26 protein-coding genes and 1 pseudogene are annotated in these 25,160 nt (G+C 44.0%); all 27 read left to right on the top strand.

Translation table 11 applies throughout. The features are described from left to right. Nucleotides 1-531: 531 nt before the first annotated feature. Nucleotides 532-2,154: a phage tail tape measure protein gene (locus tag DESMER_RS15775; protein WP_427854284.1), complete on the top strand. Its 1,623-nt coding sequence runs from the start codon at nucleotides 532-534 to the stop codon at nucleotides 2,152-2,154. Further along, nucleotides 2,154-2,816, top strand: coding sequence for a LysM peptidoglycan-binding domain-containing protein (locus DESMER_RS15770; protein WP_014904063.1), 663 nt, complete (start codon nucleotides 2,154-2,156; stop codon nucleotides 2,814-2,816). The genes DESMER_RS15775 and DESMER_RS15770 overlap by 1 nt, the downstream gene beginning before the upstream one ends. Before the next feature lie 16 nt (nucleotides 2,817-2,832). Further along, on the top strand, nucleotides 2,833-3,819 hold the full coding sequence (locus tag DESMER_RS15765) for an XkdQ/YqbQ family protein (protein ID WP_014904062.1): 987 nt from the start codon (nucleotides 2,833-2,835) through the stop codon (nucleotides 3,817-3,819). Beyond that, entirely contained in the window at nucleotides 3,819-4,175 is a 357-nt protein-coding gene (locus tag DESMER_RS15760) for a DUF2577 domain-containing protein (protein WP_014904061.1), read from the top strand. Before DESMER_RS15765 ends, DESMER_RS15760 begins: the two co-directional genes overlap by 1 nt. After that, on the top strand, nucleotides 4,172-4,573 hold the full coding sequence (locus tag DESMER_RS15755) for a DUF2634 domain-containing protein (protein ID WP_014904060.1): 402 nt from the start codon (nucleotides 4,172-4,174) through the stop codon (nucleotides 4,571-4,573). The genes DESMER_RS15760 and DESMER_RS15755 overlap by 4 nt, the downstream gene beginning before the upstream one ends. After that, nucleotides 4,573-5,610 carry a baseplate J/gp47 family protein gene (locus DESMER_RS15750; protein ID WP_014904059.1) on the top strand — a complete coding sequence of 346 codons (1,038 nt, stop codon included), beginning with the start codon at nucleotides 4,573-4,575 and terminating at the stop codon, nucleotides 5,608-5,610. Before DESMER_RS15755 ends, DESMER_RS15750 begins: the two co-directional genes overlap by 1 nt. A 4-nt stretch (nucleotides 5,611-5,614) precedes the next feature. Then, nucleotides 5,615-6,028, top strand: coding sequence for a hypothetical protein (locus DESMER_RS15745; RefSeq protein WP_014904058.1), 414 nt, complete (start codon nucleotides 5,615-5,617; stop codon nucleotides 6,026-6,028). Between the two features lie 3 nt (nucleotides 6,029-6,031). Further along, a complete protein-coding gene (locus DESMER_RS15740; RefSeq protein WP_014904057.1) occupies nucleotides 6,032-7,054 on the top strand; it encodes a DUF2793 domain-containing protein in 1,023 nt (340 codons plus the stop codon). Between the two features lie 12 nt (nucleotides 7,055-7,066). Further along, nucleotides 7,067-7,783 carry a hyaluronate lyase N-terminal domain-containing protein gene (locus DESMER_RS24500; protein WP_014904056.1) on the top strand — a complete coding sequence of 239 codons (717 nt, stop codon included), beginning with the start codon at nucleotides 7,067-7,069 and terminating at the stop codon, nucleotides 7,781-7,783. 5 nt (nucleotides 7,784-7,788) lie between these two features. Continuing rightward, the gene (locus DESMER_RS15730; protein ID WP_014904055.1) at nucleotides 7,789-8,400 is read left to right on the top strand and encodes a YmfQ family protein; all 612 of its coding nucleotides are present in this window, start codon (nucleotides 7,789-7,791) and stop codon (nucleotides 8,398-8,400) included. Nucleotides 8,401-8,412: 12 nt separating this feature from the next. Further along, on the top strand, nucleotides 8,413-9,492 hold the full coding sequence (locus tag DESMER_RS15725) for a hypothetical protein (protein ID WP_014904054.1): 1,080 nt from the start codon (nucleotides 8,413-8,415) through the stop codon (nucleotides 9,490-9,492). A gap of 14 nt (nucleotides 9,493-9,506) precedes the next feature. Then, the gene (locus DESMER_RS15720) at nucleotides 9,507-9,806 is read left to right on the top strand and encodes a hypothetical protein (protein ID WP_014904053.1); all 300 of its coding nucleotides are present in this window, start codon (nucleotides 9,507-9,509) and stop codon (nucleotides 9,804-9,806) included. Between the two features lie 13 nt (nucleotides 9,807-9,819). Beyond that, entirely contained in the window at nucleotides 9,820-9,990 is a 171-nt protein-coding gene (locus DESMER_RS23825) for a hypothetical protein (RefSeq protein ID WP_014904052.1), read from the top strand. An 80-nt stretch (nucleotides 9,991-10,070) separates the two neighbouring features. Then, entirely contained in the window at nucleotides 10,071-10,319 is a 249-nt protein-coding gene (locus DESMER_RS15715) for a hemolysin XhlA family protein (RefSeq protein WP_014904051.1), read from the top strand. Nucleotides 10,320-10,345: 26 nt separating this feature from the next. Further along, nucleotides 10,346-11,101 carry an N-acetylmuramoyl-L-alanine amidase family protein gene (locus DESMER_RS15710; RefSeq protein WP_014904050.1) on the top strand — a complete coding sequence of 252 codons (756 nt, stop codon included), beginning with the start codon at nucleotides 10,346-10,348 and terminating at the stop codon, nucleotides 11,099-11,101. Between the two features lie 97 nt (nucleotides 11,102-11,198). Continuing rightward, the gene (locus DESMER_RS15705; protein WP_014904049.1) at nucleotides 11,199-11,543 is read left to right on the top strand and encodes a hypothetical protein; all 345 of its coding nucleotides are present in this window, start codon (nucleotides 11,199-11,201) and stop codon (nucleotides 11,541-11,543) included. Between the two features lie 291 nt (nucleotides 11,544-11,834). Further along, nucleotides 11,835-12,392: pseudogene (locus DESMER_RS24495) on the top strand (molybdopterin cofactor-binding domain-containing protein); the annotation flags it as partial. 183 nt (nucleotides 12,393-12,575) lie between these two features. Next, entirely contained in the window at nucleotides 12,576-13,676 is a 1,101-nt protein-coding gene (locus tag DESMER_RS15695) for a hydrogenase small subunit (RefSeq protein ID WP_014904047.1), read from the top strand. Then, on the top strand, nucleotides 13,657-15,366 hold the full coding sequence (locus tag DESMER_RS15690; protein ID WP_014904046.1) for a nickel-dependent hydrogenase large subunit: 1,710 nt from the start codon (nucleotides 13,657-13,659) through the stop codon (nucleotides 15,364-15,366). Before DESMER_RS15695 ends, DESMER_RS15690 begins: the two co-directional genes overlap by 20 nt. 18 nt (nucleotides 15,367-15,384) lie before the next feature. Continuing rightward, complete coding sequence (cybH, locus tag DESMER_RS15685; RefSeq protein WP_014904045.1) at nucleotides 15,385-16,083, top strand: Ni/Fe-hydrogenase, b-type cytochrome subunit; 699 nt, start codon at nucleotides 15,385-15,387, stop codon at nucleotides 16,081-16,083. Nucleotides 16,084-16,418: 335 nt separating this feature from the next. Continuing rightward, nucleotides 16,419-17,147, top strand: coding sequence for a class I SAM-dependent methyltransferase (locus tag DESMER_RS15680; RefSeq protein ID WP_083856547.1), 729 nt, complete (start codon nucleotides 16,419-16,421; stop codon nucleotides 17,145-17,147). Between the two features lie 380 nt (nucleotides 17,148-17,527). After that, entirely contained in the window at nucleotides 17,528-19,246 is a 1,719-nt protein-coding gene (locus DESMER_RS15675) for a sensor histidine kinase (RefSeq protein WP_014904043.1), read from the top strand. Between the two features lie 8 nt (nucleotides 19,247-19,254). Next, complete coding sequence (locus tag DESMER_RS15670) at nucleotides 19,255-20,052, top strand: response regulator transcription factor (RefSeq protein WP_014904042.1); 798 nt, start codon at nucleotides 19,255-19,257, stop codon at nucleotides 20,050-20,052. 172 nt (nucleotides 20,053-20,224) lie between these two features. Further along, on the top strand, nucleotides 20,225-21,250 hold the full coding sequence (locus DESMER_RS15665) for a BMP family protein (protein WP_014904041.1): 1,026 nt from the start codon (nucleotides 20,225-20,227) through the stop codon (nucleotides 21,248-21,250). 354 nt (nucleotides 21,251-21,604) lie between these two features. Next, nucleotides 21,605-23,137 carry an ABC transporter ATP-binding protein gene (locus tag DESMER_RS15660; protein ID WP_014904040.1) on the top strand — a complete coding sequence of 511 codons (1,533 nt, stop codon included), beginning with the start codon at nucleotides 21,605-21,607 and terminating at the stop codon, nucleotides 23,135-23,137. Further along, complete coding sequence (locus tag DESMER_RS15655; protein ID WP_014904039.1) at nucleotides 23,124-24,191, top strand: ABC transporter permease; 1,068 nt, start codon at nucleotides 23,124-23,126, stop codon at nucleotides 24,189-24,191. Before DESMER_RS15660 ends, DESMER_RS15655 begins: the two co-directional genes overlap by 14 nt. Beyond that, nucleotides 24,188-25,102, top strand: a complete 915-nt coding sequence (locus DESMER_RS15650) for an ABC transporter permease (protein ID WP_014904038.1) — start codon at nucleotides 24,188-24,190, stop codon at nucleotides 25,100-25,102. Before DESMER_RS15655 ends, DESMER_RS15650 begins: the two co-directional genes overlap by 4 nt. Nucleotides 25,103-25,160 lie beyond the last annotated feature (58 nt).

Here is a 25,160-nt window from a genome sequence, read left to right as displayed (position 1 = left end):
AGAAGAAATAATGTCTAGTGTTCCTAAGCTTCTTCTTTTCCTATTTGACAGGGGCAATTGATCAGTAGGATTTATAAGGAAGAGGATTGTACGACGGAGATATTGGCAAGTCTTAAGCCTCAAACTTGCCTGATTTATCTTTCAGCTTGTGTTAAAATTCAACAATTATGGTATGCTAAAGACAGAAGTTACGTATCGTAACAGCAAGAAGCCATGCTGCAAACATGACTCCTTGTGTAACAGCCGCTTAAAAGGGCGGACGGCTTAGGGTGACGGATAGACCGCAAACCTTTCGGCAGGGGCGGTCTATTTCCGTTTATGGAAAGAAAGTATTAACACCACCAATGTCGCGAATGAAATCATAAGCCGACCGCCCTGCAAGCCTTTTCTGTTACCAAATTTATCATAGCATATAAGCACTCGAAACAGAGTGCTTTTTATTATGCGCAAAAGGAGGTTTCCGATTTGGCAACAGTTGATTCAATCTTGAAGTTTTTTAATGCATCCTCTCGCGTCCAGGCAACTGTCGAAATGTTTACGGAGTTAGGAAAAGCAAGCATTGGTGGCGCAATGGAGCAGCGAAAAACTCAAGATATGTTTATCGCCCGGACCGGAAATACAGAAATTGGGACTGCCATGTTCGATAAGTTCAAAAGGGAGGCACTCGCCACCGGGCAGGATGTCAATAAAGCCTTGCAGAGTAGTCTTACATTTCTTTCGTCCACCCAGAATGTAGACCAACTATCCAAGCTGAATGATTTTGCATTTCGTCTAAACGCTTTTGACAATGCTGGCAATGGGATTGAAGGGGCAGCATCCGCTGTTAAGGAAGCGATGTCCGGCAACACCGCTTCTTTGGCTAAACGCTTCAGTATATCAGACTTCGATATGGAGGCCTTTAAAATTGAGGATCTAGGCAAGTCGGGAAACATTGATGGTTTCATTAAAGCGTTTGATCAGCTCCTCGAAAAACAAAATATGGGACAAGCGGCCTTTGATCAAATGATGAAGTCTCCAACAAAACAGTTGGAAATTTTAACGAACAATATGAAATCCAGCTTTGCTGATGCAGGGCAACAAGCCACTGAAGCCCTTACTCCTCTCATGATTAGATTGAATGATGCCTTTCAGGAGGGAAGCTTTCAGCCATTTTTTGAGGGTCTGAGCATAGGTTTATTCTTGATCGTTACCGGCCTTCAGTGGCTCGTGAGTACCGGGGAAGGAGTCTGGCCTCTTCTACTACAAGGGTTATCAATGATTGGCGATGTCGCTTATAATGTGGGAATCATTCTTGTGGGGCTCTCTCCATTCATTCTAGGGATAGCAGCAGCTTGGGGAATCTATAACGCAGTTATATTTATCACGGGGACACTAATTCCATTGATCACAGCGCTTACAGCTGGCTGGTCCCTGGTAACTCTCCAATTAGCGGGAGCAATATCGTTTGCCTTATTAAAGCAAAGAGTGTTCAATTTTGTGATGAGCATGAATCCTATCGGAATAGTTATAGCTTTAATCGTAGGGTTAATCACAGCATTAGGGACCTTCGCTATAGTCACAAACGGCATTAGGAATGTATTTAGCTCAGCTTTTGGGTTCGTTGTGGATGTTGTTCAGAGCGCAATAAACTTTATCCTTGGAAGTATCAACAATGCTATCAATGCGATTAACAAAGTGGCTGGATTTTTCGGTGACCTTCTAGGCATAGATGCTAAACAGATACAGGAAATCGAATTTCAGGCTGACTTCTCCCAATTTAAAAAAGCCGGACAAGATTTTATTGAAAATATCAGCCTCGATGATATTAAGAAGAAATTTGGTCTAGCTGATTTGGGAAAGGCGGATACTTCGACTTTGGATCAACAAAAAATCTTGAATAGCTGGAACGGAGGAGCAGGCAGTATTCCCGCCATCGACCGCGTCAACGAAGTCGGTAAAATAAACAACACCGTGGACATCTCCAGCGAAGACCTAAAGACTATGCGTGAACTGGCTGAAATGAAGAACATTCAAAACTTTGTGACCCTTACTCCGACGGTGGCCGTGACAACAGGGGATATTCACAACGGGCAGAGTGTAGATTCAATTATAGTAAAGATTAAGACGATGCTGGAGAGCGAAATTTCCTCATCTGCTCAGGGGGTGTATGCGTAATGCCGTATGGAATAGAATTGAGCTTTAATGACAAGGCTGAAATCTTTCAACTACCTGTTATGCCGGGGTCCCTTGAAATCAGCGAAGCCATAAGCAGCAAGACTTATGACATTGTTGGTTTAAGAGAAATCAATGTGATCAAGAATCTCAAGCTCAGCCAATATGGATTTAGCAGTCTTTTCCCTGCTCAGCGTTATCCATTTGTAACGGTACAAACCCTTTTGCAGCCCATTGAATACGTAAGATTCATCGTAAAGTGGATGGAGTCCGCACAGCCTATTCGCTTTATTTTTATTTCTGATCGCTACAATATCAACACCTTGGCCAGTATTGAGAGTTTCGACTGGAAAGAAGTAGCTGGTGGGGCAGGAGACATTGACTACAACATTAAGCTGAAAATGTATGTACCCTATACCGCACAGAAGGTTGAGATCAGCTCAAATCCAAGCGCTGCTGGCGTTGCGACAACAGCAGCTCCAGCGCGCCCGGATGAGACACAACAGCCTAAAACTTATACACTCGTGGCTGGTGATACACTTTGGGCAGTTGCCAAACAGTTTCTTGGCAACGGAGCACGTTGGCCGGAAATTCAGAGAATAAACGATATTACTGATGCCGAGATCAAGCGACTGCAGATCGGCAGGGTTTTAAAGCTGCCCTAAAAGGAGGTTCTTGGTTATGCTGAAAATACTAATCGATAAGAAAGACGGCGACGTGTGGGACATTTCTAGCCTGGTAGCCGATGTGAGCTGGAAAACCAGCCGGATTGGTAAAGCAGGCAGCTTGGACTTCACACTCATCAAAAACGCCCCTGGCCAAGACAAAACGTTTAAATATAGTAATGGGGATATTGTCAGCGTTCAAAGGGCAGAAGATGGAGCCAAGGCCTTTTTTGGCTATATTTTTTCCATTGATGGGGGAAGGGATGAGGCAGTTAAGATAACTTGCTATGACCAAATACGCTACCTCATGTCCAATGATACTTATGTGTTTACCAACATTACAGCGTCTGAGGTGGTTCAAAAGATCGCTGCCGACTTCAATCTCAAGCTCGGCCAAATTGATGATACCGGCTACAGGATTCCCACCATGAGCGAAAACGATAAAAAGCTTCTAGACGTCATCTGCAAGGCGTTGGATCTAACCCTTATTAACTCTGGAAAAAACTACGTCTTCTTCGATGACTTCGGTTCTTTATCCGTTAGAAATGTAGAGGATCTGTTGCTGGACTTTGTCGTCGGGGATAATAGTCTCATGACGGACTATGTCCATAAACTATCGATTGACTCCGACACCTATAACAAAATTAAGCTTTATAAGGACAACAAAGACACCGGCAGGCGTGAGGTCTATTGTGCCCAAGACAGCGTAAATATGGCGAAGTGGGGCGTCCTACAGCTCTACCAAAGTGTGGACGAAGACATGAACTCTGCTCAGATCAATGAGCTTCTTGATACGCTGGCCACATTGAAAAACCGAGAGTCAAAGACTCTGAAGATTGAAGCCATCGGCGATCTTCGGGTAAGGGCAGGAAGCTATGTTCGAATCCAGATTCAAGAGTACGGAATCAATCAGCCTTTTCTGGTGGATGAATGTACCCATAGTTTTGACGGAGCAGATCATAAAATGAGCCTAGAACTTAAAGCAATTATGAAGGTGATATAATGGCAAGTTTACTGGATGTCATAAAGACTGCAGGAATGGACGCAGTGGGAGCCTCTAACCCCGTAACCGTGATGTCTGGAGAAGTCATGACAGTTAATCCGCTCAGTGTGATGGTCGATCAACGATTCACGCTTACGGCGGATTTTTTAATGGTACCGGAAAGTATGACTTCGTTTGAACTTGATCTCGAGCATACTCACCAATACACTGACGACGGTTCATCGAGAAATAGTGCCAAAGCTCTAACAACCAAGATCGTAATCCGCGGAGGTCTCAAGGCTGGAGATATGGTTCTGTTGCTTCGAGTTCAGGGTGGTCAAAAATTTGTAATTTTAGATAAGGTGGTGACGCTATGATTCCTGTAGGGAGAACCTTAACCAATGATGCGATTCAAGAAATAGAGCAGCCGTCACTCACTTGGAAGCTGGATGTGGCCAAAGATCGAATTGTAGGCAGGTTAGACGGAATCGAGGCAGTCAAGCAGTCCGTCTATAAGATATTGCTGACTCCACGCTTGCACCATTTGATTTACACAGCTAACTATGGTTCTGAGCTCGAGAAGTTAATCGGTAGCAATCCGATTTTTGTCCAATCGGAAATAAGCCGGATGATTGGAGAAGCCCTGACTCAAGATGATCGAATTTCTTCTATTGAAAATGTTCAAATCACAGCTGCAGGGGATGGTCTATTGATTGAATTTACAGTGATCAGCAGCTATGGGAGCTTTGATATGACTCAGGAGGTGAAGGTTTAGTGTATGAAGCACAAACTTACGAGTTAATACTGAAAAGAATGTTGGACAGGGTTGACGTAGACCTAGACAAACGAGAGGGCAGCATCATTTATGATGCCCTATCCCCGGCTGCAGCAGAGTTGGCTCAGGCCTATGCAGGGCTAGAGATCAATCTAAGGCTATTCTCGGCTCAGACTTCAAGCGGAGACTATCTGGAATACAGGACAGCAGATTATGGAGTAACTCGTAAAGCTGCTACGAAGGCACTACGGAAAGCCCTGTTCTTTGGAAAAGATAATCTACCTTTGGAGGTGGCCGTGGGCAGTCGCTTTTCCATAGAGAAGGTTAACTATCAGACTATGGAAAGAATTTCAACCGGTCAGTATAGTTTGGAGTGTGAGATTGCAGGAAGCAGAGGAAACCAGAACTTCGGAACTATGTTGCCCATTGACTTTATTAGTGGACTTGTAAGGGCGGAGCTGGTCGATATTTTGATTCCTGGAGTAGATACAGAGTCGGATGACGAGCTCAGAAAGCGATATCTGCAGCGAGTTCGGCAGCCGGCAACCTCGGGAAATGCTGCTCAGTATCGGCAGTGGGCCACAGAAGTACCCGGCGTAGGAGATGCCAAAGTCTTTCCGTTATGGGCAGGACCTGGAACAGTGAAGCTTGCCATAGTGGATACCGAAAAACAGCCAGCCTCCTTAACCTTAGTGGATGAGGTTATGAAATACCTTGAAACCGTCCGGCCAATTGGTGCTGCAGTGACTGTTGTTTCGGCAGCCGCTAAGGGGGTTAATGTTTCAGCTGGAGTAGTGTTGGCCTCAGGTTATGCTATCCAAGCTGTGACAGATGCTTTTAGTGCATCCATGGAAGCCTATTTGCAAGAGATGGCTTTTACGGGTACCTATGTCAGTTATGCCAAAGTTGGGACATTACTGCTTAGCACACCTGGCATCATTGACTATGTCAGTTTAACGCTTAATAACGGCAATGCAAACGTTGCTTTACGGGATGAAGAAATACCGGTGCTTGGAACCGTAGGACTGGGGGTATGAAAAAATGCCCTATCCTGAGCAGATTGACCAGTTATCGCCAAAGTTCAATAGAAAGCCAGATGGCAGTGCTTATGCCGTTGAAGAAGAACTGCCAATTTTCGAGGGGGTGTATAGCGGGCTTTTAGGCCATGACAATATCACGAACAGCACGATCAGGGTTTATACGGAGTCACGTTTTGCTGGAGAAGAGATCACAAACTTTATTGTTTCAATCCCATCAGAATCCCCTTGGAAGCGGATGATTAAAATCTTTGCCAGTGTGGGTAAAGTGTATGTGACCTATGAGACTCTCGGGGATATGGTGGAGGCAGAAGATATCAATTTACTGCAAGAAAGTCTTATAGCGACTCAACAAGCGTTAGAGAGCTATAAGAAAAAGGGTATCGTTGATGGTGGAACATTTTTGGAGGAGGTGTAATTTGTGGCCCAAACAATAAGAATTCGTCGTGGTACAAAAACTGAGTTGATCGCTTTGGGTGCCTTGTTAACGGGGGAAATGGGACTATGCACAGATACTAAGGAAGTTTACATCGGGGACGGAATCGCCAATATTTTTGTTGGTCGGGTACTATCAGGCACAGAAGCGGCTCGGCCTAATGCAGGAGTATCGGGAAGGTTTTATTATGTTACTAGCGGAACTAATGTGGGTAATCTCTACCTGGATGATGGTGCAGTCTGGGAGCGAGTCAATGCGCAAAAACTGACGGATCTGACGGGAACCTTAGATGACATTGCTGATGGAACCACCTATGCCAAGGTCAAAAAATCAGATCTCACAAATGGTCAGGTTAATAAAGTGTCCGATGGAACGAACACTAAAACTGCAGTAGAAATAAAGACTCATATTGACGATTCTGCTAAACACAGATTGATCAATGACGCCGGGACGACGATAACTGATTTGTGGAGTGCTCAAAAAATAAACAACGAAATTGAGTTAGCCAAACATAATATCGAACCTCAAGCAAGCGTCAAGGATCAGAATCTTACCGCTCCCCCTGGGTCGCCAACGACGGGAGACCGATATATTATTCCCGCCAGTGCCACTGGGGCATGGGTCAGCCAGGCTACAAAAATTGCTGAGTGGAATGGTGCATCTTGGCTTTTTTACACACCCCAGACAGGTTGGACATGTTATGTCGATGATGAGCAAAAAGTGTATTCCTGGAACGGAACCGCTTGGGTAAGAACTGGCGGGGCTCTGCAAACTATCACCGCCGGTAATGGTCTAACTGGAGGCGGTCAGGCAGACACGGTCAGCATAACAGTTGGGGCGGGAAACGGGATCGCGGTAGGAACAACCACAGTGAGTGCTAAAGCAGGGAAAGGAATTCTCGTCAACAGCACTGGTATAGAAGCCAACATTGATACCAGCAGTATTGTCTATGATGCTGGCAACGGAAACAGGCTGATGGTATCTGTCGTGGATGGAGGAACCTTTTAGGGAGGAGATGATATGCCAAGGAAAGTAATGATCCAAATTAGGCGTGGTCTTGAAGCCAGTATCGGAACGCTGGCTATAGGTGAGTTAGGTTTTTGTACGGATACCAAAAAACTTTATATTGGAACGGATAGCGGCAATGAGTTGCTTGTCGCGGCGCAAACAGTTGGAGATATGCTAAAAAGTATTTATGACACTGATAATGACGGTAAAGTCGATGCGGCTGAGGCAGCAGAAAGTGTGCCATGGTCTGGTGTGACCGAGAAACCAAGCACCTTTGCGCCAAGCGCACATACGCATAGTCCTTCTGCAATTACTCAGGATTCTAGCAATAGACTTGTTACAGATGCAGAGAAGTCTACATGGAACTCGAAACAAGATGCCCTGGCTTATATTCCGGCAAATAAAGCTGGGGATACTTTTGAGGGAAAGATTAATCTTCCTGCCTCGACAGACTCCACGGCTTCCCTTAACCTTCCCCATGGTGTAACACCAACGAGCCCTGTTAATGGAGACGTATGGACAACGACTACGGGAATCATTACCCGCATCAATGGGTCAACCAGAACACTGGCTCATACAAGCACTTGGAGCACGGTATCTCAAGCAGAAGCAGAAGCAGGTGTTGCGACATCCACCAGATTATGGACTGCCCAAAGAGTGGCCCAAGCGATCGTCGCGAACGCTATGCCCAAGGGCGCAGTAACCTGGGACCAATTAAAGGGGGTGTAAGTCTAGTGGGATATGGAAATCAACTTTATGGCACAACCACTTTTGGCACAGAGGGCAGTGACGGTAATCTGACTGAATACACGATTCCTGACCTCATGAGATATTTGCCTGAGTATTATCAGAGCATTCGAGAAATGAAAAAACTCCAAGAGACTGCATCGGATGAGATGGGTCTTTTTTTATATGCCATTGACGATATGCTGAGTCAATGTTTTGTGGATACTGCCACATGGAGATTGGATTGCTGGGAAAGCGAGTTAGGTTTAACGACAGAGGCTAATAAGCCTATCGAGCGGAGAAGAGAGTCTATAAAAGCAAAAATTCGCGGCTCTGGCACAACCACCAAGCATATGATCTTGGATACTGCATCCGCCTTTTCGGGCGGGGAGGTGGATGTCATCGAGTATCCGGCAGAATATCGCTTTGAGGTACGGTTTATTGGGGTAAAAGGTATCCCGTCTAACATGCCAGGGTTTATTCAGATGCTGGAACAAATTAAGCCGTCCCATTTAGATTACAGTTTTAAGTATTCCTATACTTGGTGGGATTCTTTGAAATATCTCACTTGGAATAGCGTGAACCTGATGACTTGGAATGAACTGAGAGTGTATGAGTAAAGGAGATAAGCTATGCAAACGACGGCGAATTTAGGGTTAAAAAAGCCCGAAGGTACAGATGTTGTCAATATCCAAGACTTTAATGATAATGCGGATCTGTTGGATACAGCAGTGGCGGCAAAGGAAACTACGGCTGGGGCACAGGCGAAAGCGAATACAGCGGAGGCTAATGCAAAGGCTTATACAGATACCAAAGTTGCTGGTTTGGTTAATTCCGCTCCTGCTGCCCTGGACACATTAAAGGAACTAGCTAATGCCTTAGGGAGTGACCCCAATTATGCGGCCACGACGGCAACACTCATCGGTACCAAGGCACCGTTGGTGTCGCCCGCACTTGAGGGAACGCCTACAGCAACAACTGCCGCGGTTGATACGAGTACGACACAGGTTGCTACAACCGCTTTTGTGCTCGGCCAGGCCGGGACAACTGCACCGACCATGAATGGGACAGCGGGAGTAGGGGCTTCGAAGAGATATGCCAGAGCAGATCATGTTCATCCTGTTGATACGAGCAGGGTTGGGCAGGTGGATTTTGCTGCGCATTTGGCGGATGTGGCGAAACATGTTACTGCCGAAAAGCAAACGCTGTGGAATTCTAAATATTCGAAGCCAGCTCTAGGTATTCCAACAACCGACCTAGCAGCAGCTGTACAGACCGCCATAACTAAAGCTACGTCTTTGTCGGTGGCTACTACGTCAGACACTAGGTACGTTCTTTCGCACATAGTTATGGCGTGGAACGAAGCTGTAGTAGCGCAAAACACATGGGGTACTTTGAAATCAGTCAGCCTTACCCGATTAAAGGGCCACGACACACTGACTATCAATATGGAGTCACTGAGATTTAACGCTACCTCGAATACAGCGCAAGCGGCTGGCTATGGGACGCGTTTTTATTTAAACGGAGTCCAAAAGGTTTACTACGCGTCTGGTCGTGACTTGAGCGCGGATATTGACTTAACAGATATAGCTGTAGGTGCTTCTTATTCAATAAGAATTGACGTCTACAACGGCAACACTTCAAGTCCTACGTATATGTACGCCAACGCAACACTTGATTACAAAACAAACGAAGTGTACGCACTACAATAAAGGGAGGGCTAAACTTGCGTTACTATGCCGTTGTATCTAAAAAAGAAAGCGTAGTTACTAATTGCGCAGCTGTAGCAGAAGGTGCTATAGTTCGAGTGAAAGAAAACGAGATTCTATACGAAATATCCCAAGATACGTACGACGCTATAGGTAGTAAACAAGCTTACTACGAAATAAAGAACGAAGAGTTAATAATTCTTGAATTAACAGATATACCACCAGAACCCGAACCGCAACCAACCGAAAACGAAATTTTAAGGGATTATGTACTAAACCTCGATTATAGATTAATTATGATGGAACTAGGATTATAAGGAGGAGTTTTACATGCATACATTAACTTATACACTTTGCAAATCGAAAATTGAAAAAAAACAATTCATCTCGTTTGAACAAATGCATGAAATGCTAGATGTCTTTTACGCAGGAGAACGACTTACTACAGATGAATATCAAGAGTTATCTACATTATTATCATCACAACGGCAAACAGCTTAATACGCAGTTGACCCATTATGCGCAGAAAACGCCTAAATACGGGGTGTTATTTTTATGTCTCTAGAAAGGACAGTGGCAATATGGTCGATCAAGAAGTACTAATAGACATAAGAGAACGCCTCGTGAGAGTGGAGACAAAACTAGATACCCAAAACGGATTGAGAGAAAAGGTAGACTGCATCGAAAACAAGGCTACAGAAACGGAAGCTAGGTCAAAATCAAACTCTCACCGTATCGACAAACTCGAAGCAAACAATACATGGCTCTGGCGCACAGTCGTCGGGGCCTTTATTAGTACAGCGATTGCCGTAATCGCAATTATTAAATGAGCTTTTTATTCGAAGGAGCTGGTTAAGTGAAAGCAGTCATAAACTACGGCCACGGCCCTAAAGACATTGGTTATGATCCTGGAGCCATTGGGCCAACAGGTTATCAGGAGGCCATGCAAAATAAAGAAGTTGGAGAATTAGTCGTCACGAAGTTGAAAAAGAACGGCTGGGAGATCCTTGCAATTCAAGACGGAGATCTATGGGATGTGACAAACCAAGCGAACGACTATAAGCCACACTACTTTTTATCAATCCACGCCAACTCCTTCACAGATCCCAATGCCCACGGAATTGAAACGATAGCCTTAGGAGCTGGCGGGAAGGGAGAAAAGATAGCTAAGGAGATCCAGAAGGAGTTAGTCGCTGCAACTGGCCTCACTAATCGGGGGATTAAGTTTAATAATCTCCACGTGCTCAGGGAAACGGATTGCCCCGCGGTCTTGGTGGAGATCGGTTTTATCTCAAATCCCGCTGAAGAGGCACTCATGAAACAAGACCGGTTTGATGAGTCGGTGTCTTCGGCAATCTGCAGGGGCTTCAGCCGTGCTGTTGGTATCCCTTATACAGAATCGGTTAAAGATACTGCTCTAAATCCAGTACCTACCGTTATGTATCGTGTCATTCTAAATGACAAGCAGACCATGGCATTAAGTTATCAAGATGCTGCAATCGCCGAAGTAAAAAAGGCAGTTGAGGCAGGTCAAGCTCAAAAAGGAGCCGTACAGCGCAACACTGACAGCGTTAATGTTTTTGAGTATACCATGACACAAAACAATAACTGAGAAAATCTGAAGGGGCATTGGTCAGTTCCGGGGATTGGGTATGGGCAAAAAGGTTTAAGTTTATCTACAGCTGTATTTGAAAGGGAGGAAAACAGAGGTGGATGTTATTTTAGCGTATCTCCAGAATTACTGGGGGATAATCCTATTCGTTATAGGCTTTATCACCTTCTTGGTAACTCAAGGGAAGGCTGAGGCTGCACAGATCATTCTCTCGCTTATGCTCCGAGCTGAGAAGGAAGCAGAGTGTCTGGTGCTCAAAAACGGGGATGAAAAGTTTTCCTTTGTAGTTGATTATGGTTACCGGTTACTGCCCAGGACTGCGCGGCTGTTTATTACTTATACAATGTTTTCGGATATGGCTAAAATATTTTATGCTAGTGCAAAGAATTACTTATTAGGGATAAAAAATTCTGACGAGAATCAAAAGCCGAAACAGGTATGAATGTGAGGGGTTTGTTAAGCTTGAAAAGGGAGATGCAGTTAGTGCTTATGCTAAGTTTGCTTTGTACTTTATTATGGTGATCTCAAGCGTTCAGCAAGCCTGATCTTGCTACGGTAAGAGTAATCCAGTGAATACTGATGAAGGCTGGCAGAGCTAAATTTGCCTTGATATCAGTGGAATACAAACAAATAAAGCAAGTGCTTTTGAGAAAGAATTTGATGTAGTATAACCTCCTACTTATAATGATTCATAACACCAGCTGTTGAATCATTATAAGACAGGAGGTTATTTATGTTTACCTTAAATATCAATGGTGAAGATGTCTTTGCTATGAGTGACAAACGTTTATTACTCTTTTTAAGAGACGATTTGCGGATTGCTTCGGTAAAAGATGGCTGCAGTGAAGGGGCCTGCGGGACATGTATGGTTTTAGTGGATGGCAAAGCGCTTAAGGCTTGCGTGCAGAAAGTATCGAAGTTCGTAGGAAAACGGATTCTCACCGTTGAAGGCTTGAGTGATTTGCAGTGTCCCTATTATGTCCATGGTGCAGTGGCTAAGGCTCTGGGTTATGAGAAGAAGGACGTTCAGGTTATCCAGGATGTCACCGGCGGGGACCTTGGCGGTAAGGAAGCCTTCCCTTCCATTCTTGCTTGTCAAACCGCAGTTGCAGCCAAAAAGGCCAACAAGCCGGTGAAGGTGATCTTTGAGCGGCGGGAAGACATGGAGTTTACTTCCAAACGTCATCCCTCCATTTGCACCTATAAAGTTGCCGTGAAAGACGGAGAAATTACCGGGATGGATATTGATGCTGTCCAAAGAACACTGGTGTATACAGCAGCGAGGCCCATCAGAGGATGTCTCATATAGATTGAGATATCCTCCATTTCATTGTCCAGAAAGCCTTTGAGATTCCAGGGGGATGATTCCGAAGGAACTGAATTTGCTGTTTGGAATAATTGACCATCAAATTTCGAAGAATAACTATGAATTCGTTTTGATTAGGAACAACCCAAGAATGAGGGAGGGTTAAGATTGTCAGAATCCGAGAGTTATTATCAGTTGGCTCGTCGCCGAGGAGTAACGCGCAGGGACTTTCTCAAATTCTGCGCCTTAACAGGTGCTATGTTGGGGCTGGATGCCGCCGAGTTTCCAAAGATTGTCCAGGCCCTGGAGACTAAACCGCGTTTACCCGTGATTTACCTTAATTTACAGGAATGCACGTGTTGCACGGAATCCTTGTTGCGCTCTGCCCATCCGCTTATCGCAGATCTGATTTTTAATATGATTTCGTTGGACTACATGGAGCCGTTACAAGCGGCCGCAGGAAAACAAGCTGAAGAGATCCGCTTAAAGACGATGAAGGATTATCCCGGAGCGTACTTATTAATAGTAGAAGGAAGCGCAACCCTAGGTGATGGCGGAGTATATTGTACTATTGGCGGTAAGTCATCGACAGAGCTTTTAAAAGAGGTCGCGAATGGTGCCGCTGCAGTCATTGCCTATGGATCATGTGCCACAAATGCTTGTGTACAAGGGGCTTATCCTAATCCCACCCAAGCTGTTCCGATTCGGAAGGTTGTCAAAAACAAACCGGTTATTGATGTGCCGGGGTGTCCTCCCATTGCTGAAGTAATTACAGGGACGATTGTTCACTATCTTACTTATGGAAAAATACCGGAGCTGACAAACCTGGGGAGGCCGAAGGCATTCTATCAACATCGTGTTCATGATAATTGTGTACGACGGGCGTTCTTTGACGCCGGTCAGTTTGTGGAGAGCTTCGATGACGCCGGAGCAAAACAAGGATGGTGTCTGTATAAGGTTGGATGTAAAGGTCCAACGACCTATAATGCTTGTGCTATTACAGAATGGAATGACGGGGTGAGTTACCCCATTAAATCAGGTCATCCTTGTATCGGCTGTTCGGAAAACAATTATTTCGATAATACTCCCTTCTATACACGCTTAGCAATGATTCCCAACAATGCCATTGGCAAAGATGCAGATACCATAGGAGCAGGGGTTTTGGGACTTACAGGAATCGCAGTCGCAGCCCACGCGGGAATGACGGCGGTTGTGAAAAACCGTGAAAAGAACGGAAAGGAATCAAACCATGACAAGAATCGTAATTGACCCTATTACCCGAATAGAAGGACATTTGCGTATTGAGGCAGTAGTAGAGGGAAATCGCATCATTGATGCGATTAGTACCGGGACTGTATTTAGAGGAATTGAAAAAATAGTTGAAAACAGGGATCCTCGCGATGTATGGGCCTTTGTCCAAAGGATCTGTGGTGTATGTACGCATATTCATGCTTTAACATCGATTCGTGCGGTTGAAGACGCGTTGGATATTCGTATTCCTAAAAATGCTAATTATATTCGCAATATTATGACCGCAACTCAGTTTGTCCAAGATCACGTGATTCATTTTTATCATTTGCATGGTTTTGACTGGATCGACGTTCTAAGTGCCCTTAAGGCTGACCCGGTTCAAACAAGTGCTCTGGCCCGATCCATCTCTAATTGGCCCAACTCCTCGGATGGCTATTTCCGAGATGTGCAAAAGAAAGTAAAAACCTTAGTGGAAAGCGGTCAACTTGGGATTTTTGCCAATGCCTATTGGGGACATCCTGCCTATCGCTTACCGACCGAGGCTAATTTGATGGGGGTTGCTCATTATATCGAAGCTTTAACCTGGCAGAAAGAAGTGGCTAAGATTCATACTATCTTCGGTGGAAAAAATCCTCATCCCAACTATTTAGTAGGGGGGATGGCCAGTACCCTAAACATGGATGACAATAGTGTGATTAATACGGAACGCTTGAATTTGGTGAAGACCAAGATCGATGAGGCTCAAGTCTTTGTGGATCAGGTGCTTATTCCGGATATTTTGGCCATTGCTAGTTTTTACAAGCAGGATCTTTATGGTGGGGGAGGCGGAAATTACCTGGCTTATGGAGGAATACCAACCGGTGATATCCGTGAACCGGAAAGCTTCTTGTTTCCCAGTGGAGTTATATTAAACCGAGACCTCAGCAAGGTGCACGACATCGATCTCAAAGACCCCAAGCAAATCCAAGAATTTGTCTCTCATTCCTGGTATCGTTACGACGATCCTAAAGTGGGATTACATCCCTGGCAGGGAAAGACGGAAGCCGCTTATGATGGACCGAGGCCACCTTATACTAATGTCGATGAGAAAAAGGGGTACAGTTGGATCAAGGAACCACGTTGGCAAGGGCAGGCAATGGAAGTTGGTCCTTTAGCACGATTCGTAATTGCCTATGCCAGAGGAAACAAAGAGATTAAAGGGCTGGTAGATGATGCCCTTCATCGTTTGGATCTCCCGTTGACAGCTCTGTTCTCAACCTTGGGGCGAACTCTAGCCCGGGCCTTAGAATCAAAATACTTAGTAAATCAATTAGCCGGATTTTATTCGAATTTAGTGGCTAATATTAAAGCAGGGGACAGTCAGACCTTTAACGGAGAAAAATGGGAGCCGGAGAAATGGCCTGCTCAAGCCCAGGGCGTTGGCTTTGCAGAGGCACCCAGGGGAGCCTTAGGACACTGGGTTAAGATAAACAATGGCAAGGTCAGTGCCTATCAAGCCGTGGTTCCAACGACTTGGAATGCTTCCCCACGAGATGACTCTGGTCAGAAAGGCCCTTACGAATCCTCTTTACTGGACACCCCTATAGTGAACGAAGACCAGCCTTTGGAACTGCTCCGCACTATTCATTCTTTTGATCCCTGTTTAGCGTGTGCTACCCATTTATTAACACCTCAAGGAGAGGAAATTCTCAAGGTCAGGGTACTTTAAGAAAGGAGGAGTTTAAAGATGGGTCTGCTTAGGCGTCAAGTATATGTCTGGCAATTCCCAATCCGGTTTTTTCATTGGGTTAACGCTGTGGCTATCACAGTCTTATTTCTGACTGGAATGTATATCGGACACCCTATTTTTGTGTCACCAGGTGAGGCGGTTCGGAATTTTTTTGTAGGAAATGTACGTTACTGGCATGGCATATTCGCCTATGTTTTCACCGCCAATATGTTATTTCGGCTGTATTGGTATTGGGTAGGAAATGAGTACTCAAAATTCCGATTTTGGAAGAAGGATTTTTGGCAAGATGTTGTGGCCACCTTTAAGTACTATACATTTCTGGCACCGGAACATACAGTCAAAGTGGGTCATAATGCCCTGGCTCAACTTATGTATCTCATCTTCATTTGGATTTCCAGTCTTTTTATGATCCTCACGGGCTTTGCTATGCGCGGAGGCAGTAACCCGAATGGAATCGTGCAAACTCTGTTTGGCTGGGTTGTTGTAAATTTTCGAGGCGAGTATCAGGTTCGTAATCTGCACCACCTTGTCGCCTGGGGATATGCTATTTTCTTATTGAGCCACCTTTATATGGTCATCCGCCAAGAGCTCTTAGATGATGACGGTACGATATCGGCAATGGTTAGCGGCTACAAATTTATGATATGCTCTGATGCTCTGGAAGAAGAGACACAAGAGAGGCTTCTGAAAGAGTAATCTAAATACGAATTCGCCATATTATGGTGTAATTAGAGCATAGGGGAATTTTGGATCATAGTGAACTCAAGACTGCTCTTTGAGGCCCCACTGATGATGTGTTATAATATGGTAATAGGGCGAGGCCAAAATTAAGCTTAGATAATCGAATAGCTGATATTATGGGGGCGAGTTTTAATGTCAATATTTCCTCATAGTAGTGATAAAAAACATACCTATGCAGATTATCTTACCTACAGTCAATAGTATCGTGAAGCTGGGGAATGAATATTAATTATGTTAGATAATGAAGTAAAATGGTTTAAATGAAAAGGGTGGCATTGTACTTGAGTAATATGAAAACACATTTCCAAGACAAGTCAACTGTAGAAGACATCAGGAAGCGATTTGACAACGATGTTGATCGTTTCTCAAGTCTTGATACTGGGCAGGTTTCCACAGTCGATGCTCCGCTTGCTATGGAGTTAATTACCCAAGCTGCGGTATCAAGTACTACAGACATCAAAAGAGTCCTGGATATAGGCTGTGGAGCCGGCAACAACACTTTGAAACTTCTTCAGTATGCCAGTCCCTTTGATTGTGACCTTGTTGACTTAAGTCAACCTATGCTCGACAGGGCACATACTAGGATTGCGGCGGCCAATTCGGGTGAAATCAGAACTTTTCAAGGTGATTTCCGCATGCTCGATTTACCGGACCAAAGGTACGATATTATCCTGGCTGCTGCCGTCTTACATCACCTGCGAGATGATCAAGACTGGGAAAATGTGTTCCACAAGATTTATAGATTGACAGCACCAGGCGGAAGTGTTTGGATTACGGATTTAGTATCCCATGAAACCAAGCAAGTTCAAAAGATGATGTGGGATAGATATGGAGCATATTTGTGCTCAATTGGCGGAGAGGAGTATAAAAACAACGTATTTTCCTACACTGACAAAGAGGATTCGCCTCGTTCCGTCACATATCAATTGGACTTGCTTCGAAAAGTTGGATTTGACCACGTTGAACTGTTACACAAGAATTCATGTTTTGCAGCTTTTGGAGCTATTAAAAGAGTCTAATAAGCCGTTAGAAAAACTAAGGGCGCCGATCAGTTGATTGGGTGCCTTTTTCATGCATACTTTGGTGCAATCTTAAAGGCAGTATGCGTCTTTGAGGTTATTGCCCCACCTATTTACGAAAGCGGCCTGACGATCTTAACTTAAATTTGCCTTTGTACTCGTTTTCCCGGTTCCCATAAAAATATGACGTCGCCAAAATACTTTGGGGGCGTCATATTTTTATGGGAATTACCCTAGTCGCTAAAGCAAAATGTCGCTTAGATTATAAGCCCTAAATAGTTGCTGCACTTTAACAAGGGTGGAAGGGTAATTCCAAGCCTTGTCGAATTTATTTCTTAAGTAGCCTCGGCAAAGAATCCCAGATTGAAGGAAAATTGCAAATGAAAAAAAGAAGTTTAATTCTGCAGTTATTCATTATGCTGTTTATCATTCTCCAATGCCTCATTGCCTTTTTGGCGTATTCGACTTATAAATATGCGGAATCAGTTATTCTCAAAGAGGTGATTCAGCTGAACACTAATATGCTTCAGCAGATTGCCATCAGGATCAACCAGGAATTAAAGGATGTTGAAGTTCTGGCCAGCCGCATTGCCTATGATACAAGTATTATTGAATCCCTGAAAAAAGGCTCAGGTGGAGAGAGTGCCAACAAGGAACAGCTTCTGAAAATTGAAGGAATTATGTCGGGTTACATCTGGTCTTATCGAAGTACGGCCATGCTCATCGACGCCCATTTGATTGATAAGCGCGGCAATACCTATTCCACCTCCTATTCCATGTCCTCCAATCAGGAGGCTGACTTAGCAGCCTTTGACAAAGCTCTGGAAAATGGCCAGGGTATTGAAATTTTCCCCATCAAGTCTTACTTTACCTCCACAGGAGGATATAATTATTATTTCCAGGTAGCCAGAAAAGTTGAAGACTATATTTCCAAACAAGACTATGGGGTGCTCTTGTTAAATGTCAATGAAAAACTACTGGGTGATAATTATATTCGCTTGACCAATGAAGAAAAAGATTTCTTTATCGTTGATCAGGATGGGCTGATCATTTCTCACCAGGATAAAGATAAAATCACTGAAAAGCTGAATAGCTTTGTGGAAGCTAATAGCAAAAACAAGCTGAATAACTATTATTTGCAAGATGATAAGCTCTTTATTTCTCAACCGATCAGCGGTTGCGGCTGGTACCTTGTGGAGTCGGTTTCTTTAGCAAGTGCCTTGCTGCCTCTCAAAAAAATTGAGCTGTTTTTAATTGCCTTTGGGATTTTATGCACTTTACTGACGGGTGTGGTACTATGCGTTGTGGCAAGAAAGATTGCAGAACCCTTAAGTTTACTCAGGAACAAAATGACTGAATTCAATGATGGTAATCTTTCCATTCAAATTCAGGATAGTACTTATAAGGAGTTTTCGGAAATCTCCATTTCCTTTAATGAACTGATTCAGCGGGTGAATTTTTTGCTTAAAGAAAACATCAACAATGAACGACAAAAACGTTTGCTGGAGCTTGATTTTTTGCGAGCTCAAATTAACCCCCATTTTATCTATAACACCTTAAGCTCCATTCGTTTTTATGTGGAAATGGGGAAAAACAAAGAAGCTGAGGAGATGCTTTATCATTTTTCTAAGCTGTTGCGCAGGGTACTGTCCCGCGGAGATGAATTCGTCCTGTTAAGAGATGAGGTTAAGCACCTGGAGGACTATGTAGTTCTGCAAAAGATGAGGTATGCCAACGCCTTTCTCGTGGAATTTTTACTGGCTGAAAACACCTTAAATGCTCAGATCCCCTCCTTTATCCTGCAGCCAATTATTGAAAACGCTATTTTTTACGGCTTGCAGGTCAATCGATTGATTGTGATTAAGGTGGAAGCTGAATTGGCAGATGATGATTTATATATCAAGATTTCCGACAACGGAATCGGCATGAGCCAGGAGAAAATTACCGAGATCTTTAATAAAGAGGTTCAGATGAGCAGAGTAGGAATTTTAAATGTGCATGAACGAATTAGAATTCTTTACGGAGGTGCCTACGGTCTGACCATTGAACAGAATGAACCGGAAGGAACTAAAGTGATTCTTAAATTACACTATGCTTAGGAGGAACTATGTTAAGAATTGTCATTGCAGATGATGAACTGCCCATTCGGGAGTGGTTGAACTATTGTCTGAAAGATAAAAATACCAAGTTAAAGATAGTTGGAATCGCTTCTGATGGTTTGCAGGCCCAAGAGCTGGCGGTGCAAGAGAAGCCTGATGTGGTGATTATGGATATCAGGATGCCGAAAATGGATGGAATTACGGCGATGAAAAATATTAAGAAAGTACTGCCTCAGACGGAATTTGTTATCTTGACAAATTACGCTGATTTTTCCTACGCTAAACAAGCAATTACCTGCGGTGCAAAGGAATACATCTTAAAGTCTGAATTAAGAAGCTCGGAATTAATTGAAATACTGGTAAAAATTGAAGAGGAGCGTTATACCCAATATGACAGACCAAGAATTGCGGATCAGTTGGAACGTGCGGCCCAAAAAACTTTGACAGAGCATTCCGGTGAGCATATTGATACCAACAACCAATTTATTGAAAAGGCTTTAATGTATATTCATGAACATTTCGACAAAACCATTTCCCTGGCGGATGTTGCCGGCCAGGTGTATCGGTCTCCTGAGTATTTCAGCCGCTTGTTTAAAGAGGTAACCGGCGAAAACTTTAGTATTTACCTGATTAATTATCGACTGACCCAAGCGCGAAAACTATTAATCAATACAGATTTTAAAATTACGGATATAGCCTATAGGGTAGGGTACCAGAACCCAAGTTATTTCTCCAGGCTTTACAAGAAGTATATGGGAATTACCCCAGAGGATGAGCGGAGAAAAAACAGCCTTAAAGCAAAATAGTGCTAAATGTTAAGAAAGTGACATGGGCTGGTGCACAGCAGCAAGATAGTGCTAGAAACTCGACATGACCGTTACTATCTGAGCGGCTTATTTTTGTTACAATTAGGTTAAGATTTGAAGGGCTGATCCTGATCCAATGGCAAAAACTAGATTTAATTGGGGGGTAAGAGAAATGTTAAAGAAAAGATCCAAATTGACGGCAGCTGTCTTGGCCGTCTTAATGCTGTTTTTACTGACAGCATGCGGCACCACTAAAGTAGTAGATTCAGGTAAAAAAGGTGCAAGCGATTACAAAATGGTTCTGATATTACCCGGTCCTATTAACGATCAAAGCTGGAATGCCACAAACTACGCCGGGCTGGTTAAGTCCAATGCAACTCTGGGCACAAAAATGGAATACGTGGAAAACGTACAGGCGGCTGATTATGAGTCTACCTTTAGAAATTATGCTGAGCGTGGTTATAACCTGATTATGGCAGCAGGTACTCAATTTGATGAAGCGGCCAATAAGGTTGCGGAGAGCTATCCGAAAACAACCTTTTGCGTCGTCAATGGTATGGTTAGCAAGGGTCCAAATGTCGCTCCAATTTTTCCGAAAGAATATGAGGCCAGTTATATAGCAGCCTTAATGGCTGGAGAAGTTAGCAAAAACGGTCAATTTGCTACAATCGGCGGTTTCCCCAATAAGGCTATGGAGCATTTGTTGGATGTCTATGAAAAAGTTGCTGTGGATCTTGCTAAAGAGCGCGGAATTTCAGGTGCCAAAGCAGTCCGTGCCTATGCCAATAGCTGGGATGATGTAGCTTTAGGCAAACAAATGGCCTCTACAATGATTGACAATGGTGCCGATGTGATGTTTGTTTATGCCAATCAGGTTGGCTTAGGCTCTATCCAGGCTACCAAAGAAAAAGGGGCTAAGTTCATCGGTTTCTCGGGAGATCAGACTACCATTGATCCTAATACAGTAGTCAGTTCCGTGGTTTTTGATTTTGAAACCTTTTATGTCTGGGCTATTCAAAAATACCTGGATGGCAGTTTAGACGGCAACAAAGTCCATGAAGCAGGAATCGCTGAGAATATCTTTAAACCGGTCTATACAGCTAACATCAGTAAAGATATTCAAGACAAAGTAGCTGCAGGCATGGAAAAAGCTAAAAAAGGTGAAGTTGATTTTAACGCAATGTTTGTGAATAAATAGACCGCATGCTCGGGTCGGGAGGCTTCGCCCACATCCGCTCACCCAGCACTCCGAGGCTCGCCCACTGGCTTTCGTGGGAGCTTCGCCAAACCTCAGGGTAATACCTGATGTGAACCTGTGGCTACGCTTCCCACGAAAGCTTTGTGTGCCGTACTGCCTCTCCATGCAATGGGGTCACTCCTGTGGATCGAAGCCTCCCTGTCTTTTGGGTCTACTTTCTTAAGCGTGTTTTGGGGTATTTTTCAGAGTAGAAGTTCGTTTTAATTTTATAAAAGGTACTTAAGGATAAATAAATAAATCAAAAAATAGCGGTTCCGAGAGGTGCCTCTATTTTTTTGAACAGGTGGTGAAATTGTGGAGACAGCTTTTTTTGAACTTAGGGGGATCAGTAAATACTTTGCTAAAGTTGTAGCTAATAAAGATGTTTCTTTTTCCATTCAAAGAGGGGAAGTTTTAGCTTTGTTAGGAGAAAACGGAGCAGGTAAAAGTACGATTATGAAGATCCTCTACGGACTATATAAGGCTGACGAAGGGAAGCTATTTAAAGATGGCAAAGAGATAAAAATAGATTCGCCTAAGGAGGCCATGGAGCTGGGGATTTCCATGATCCAACAGCATTTTTCTCTGGTGCCTGCTCACTCAGTGACCGAAAATATTATCTTAGGCAATGTTAAGGGAATAATTGAGCAGAAGTTGCTTGGGGAAGAAATCAAAAGGTTGGCTAAGCTTTATGGTTTCGAGCTTAATCCTGATGACTATATCCGCGACTTGGCCGTGGGTGTTCAACAGAAGGTGGAAATTTTAAAGGCTCTGTATCAAAAAACCAATCTGTTAATTATGGATGAACCAACGGCAGTTCTCACCCCTCAAGAGGCTGAAAACCTCATGGGCTTTGTCAGAGATTTTACCGCCCAAGGTAATTCGGTTATTTTTATCACCCACAAGTTAAAAGAGGTCATGAGTGTTGCAGATCGAATTATTGTCATGAGGGCAGGAAGGGTCTACGGAGACATAAAACGGGCTGAGACCAATGAACTGGAATTATCTAAATTGATGATCGGCCGAGATTTAAATTGGGTAACTAAAGATGAGCGGCAGGAATCTCTTGATCAGGAAGTGCGCTTGGAACTCCAACAGGTTACCCTGCAGGAGAAAACCGGGGTTCCGGCCTTAAAGGATATTTCGTTGACCTTGCACAAAGGAGAAATTCTGGGGATTGCAGGGGTTAGCGGCAATGGCCAGCAGGAACTCTGCGAAATAGTGTGTGGTGCTCTTTTGCCGACAAAGGGAAGAGTCTTTTTAGATGGGGAGGATGTTACTGAACGGAAAATCAGAGACAGGATTGATTTGGGAATTGGCTATGTTCCTGCGGACAGAAGCAGTGACGGCATGATTATGGATATGTCCATTGCCGAGAATATGCTGCTGAAGAGTAGTTACGATAAAAAATGGCAAAAGCGCGGGTTTATTGACAAGCAAAGGCTTAATCAATACGCCTTACAGGAGATCCGGGACTATTCAATTAAGGCTCCTTCTCCGGAGACCATTGCCCGGGGTTTATCAGGGGGCAATCAACAAAAAGTGGTTTTAGCCAGAGAAGTGGATAATGGAGAGAAGGTAATAGTCTTCGATCAACCGACCAGAGGGTTAGATCTGGGTGCGGTTAACCACATTCACCAAGTTATTCTTAAGGAACGTGCCAAAGGAAAAAGTATTTTACTGGTTTCTACTGAGCTTTCGGAGATTTTTGCCCTTTCTGACAGGATTGCGATCTTGTATAAGGGGGAAATACAAGGGGTATTTAACAGTGCGGAGCTTACCACGGAAAAGATTGGTCTGTTAATGGCCGGATTTCGGGAAGGAGAGGTGAGCAATGATGCAGGCTAAGCTAAGAGATCTCCTGATCACCAATATTTTGGCCATTGTCTTAGGACTCGTTGCCAGTGGGTTAATGCTGCTTTTTCTGGGTAAAAACCCTATTAACGCCTATAGCGTACTAATTACCTCGGTGGTGCGCGACGGATATACCTTTGCTGACATCTTTGTGAAAGCAACCCCCTTAATGTTCACTGCTTTAGCCTTTGCTTTTACTTACAAAGCTAATTTGTACAATATTGGTGCCCAAGGGCAGTTTTACATTGGTGCGATAATCGCCGCCGCCGGATCCTTGTTTCTTCAGAACATCCTGCCCGGTTGGCTGGTTCTGATTATTACTTTGCTTCTAACCATTGTTGGAGGCGGTCTCTGGGGGGCATTTGTCGGTTTTGTTAAGGCTAAGTACAATTCCAATGAATTTTTAGTTAGTATGATGTCCACTTATGTGGCTTTGGCCATAATGAATTATTCCCTGCGAACCTTTCTCATAGAAGGGAAAGCTGAATACCCTCAAACGGATGCCCTGGCTGCGTCTGTCTGGCTGCCTCGTATCATTCCCGGTACCAGGCTGCACATTGGTTTTGTTTTGGCAGTACTGGCCTGCGTTGGAGTTTGGGTTCTGCTTTACAAGACGACCCTGGGTTATCGCATCAGGGCCGTAGGTTATAATGCAGGAGCTGCGGAAATGTCAGGCATCAATGCCAAGAAACTTTATATCCTGGCCTTTTTTATCAGTGGAGCCTTAGCCGGAGTGGCAGGATTTACGGAAGTTAACGGGGTGCAGCATATGTTGGTTCAGGGCTTTAATCCAGACCTGGGAGCAGCTGGGATTGGCATTGCCATTTTAGCCAATGGCAACCCCATAGGCATAATTTTTGCCGCTACTTTATTTGGTGCGCTGAAGGTTGGTGGTACTATTATGGGACAGATGTCAGGGATCCCTTCAAGTATCATTGAATTGATGCAAGGCTTTGTGATGGTTTTTGTCATTCTCTCGTATTTTGTTCGGACCTGGTTGGAAAATAACCGGGAAAAACGCAAATTACAAAAGGCGGTGGCAAAATGATCTATTTGTTAAGTGTAACAATCATGATGGGGACGCCATTGCTGTTTGGAGCTCTAGCCGAAGTTATTGCCGAACGAACAGGGATGATGGTAACGGCGATTGAAGGTATCTTTTTAATGGGTGCCTGGGCCGGTTTTGTGGGAGGGTATTTAAGCGGTAGTTTGACCTTAGGATTTTTATCAGCCATGCTGGCCGGTTTATTGGTGGCAGCTTTATATGGCTGGATCTGCATCTATTTAAAGCAGCATCAAGTGGTTACAGGGGTGGCCATCAATCTTTTGGCAGTGGGCCTTTGTTCATTTTTGTACCGGGTCATTTTTGGAGTTCCTATAACTCCGTTAACCGTTAATCCTTTAGCAACGATTCCAATTCCCCTGCTTTCAGATATTCCTCTGCTGGGGCCAATACTGTTTAATCAAACTATATTGACCTACATTATCTATTTGTTGGCACCCCTCTCTTATTTCATGCTCTATAAAACTTCTATCGGTTTAACCATCCGGTCCGCCGGGGAAAATCCTGAAGCAGTGGATGTGGCAGGAATCAATGTTCTTAGGGTTCGCTTTCTTACGGTGCTGTTAGCAGGGGTTATGGGCGGAGTAGCCGGTGCTTTTTATTCCATTGGTTTTCTGGGCATGTTTACGACGAATATTATTGGTGGTCGTGGTTGGATTGCTTTTGCCATTTGCTTTTTAGGCAATTGGAATCCCAAAGGAGCAGTTATTGGTACCCTGGCTTTCGGATTTGCTGAAGCAATTGCTATTTATATGCAGTCTACAGGGAACAGTGCATTATTTCCCAATGAATTGTTTATTGCTCTGCCCTATATTATGACGATTGTTCTAACCGTATCCAGAAAATCCTTTAGTGTACCTGCTAAATTGGGAGTTCCTTATGTGAAAGAGAATTAACTTCCGGGGACTAGTGCTGATGGGTCGCCGTGATAAAACCATATACTTATGGATACAC

Source organism: Desulfosporosinus meridiei DSM 13257, assembly GCF_000231385.2.
GTDB classification, from domain to species: domain Bacteria; phylum Bacillota; class Desulfitobacteriia; order Desulfitobacteriales; family Desulfitobacteriaceae; genus Desulfosporosinus; species Desulfosporosinus meridiei.
The sequence above is the reverse complement of the archived record's forward strand: the minus strand, read 5'-3'. Positions and strand labels throughout refer to the sequence as shown.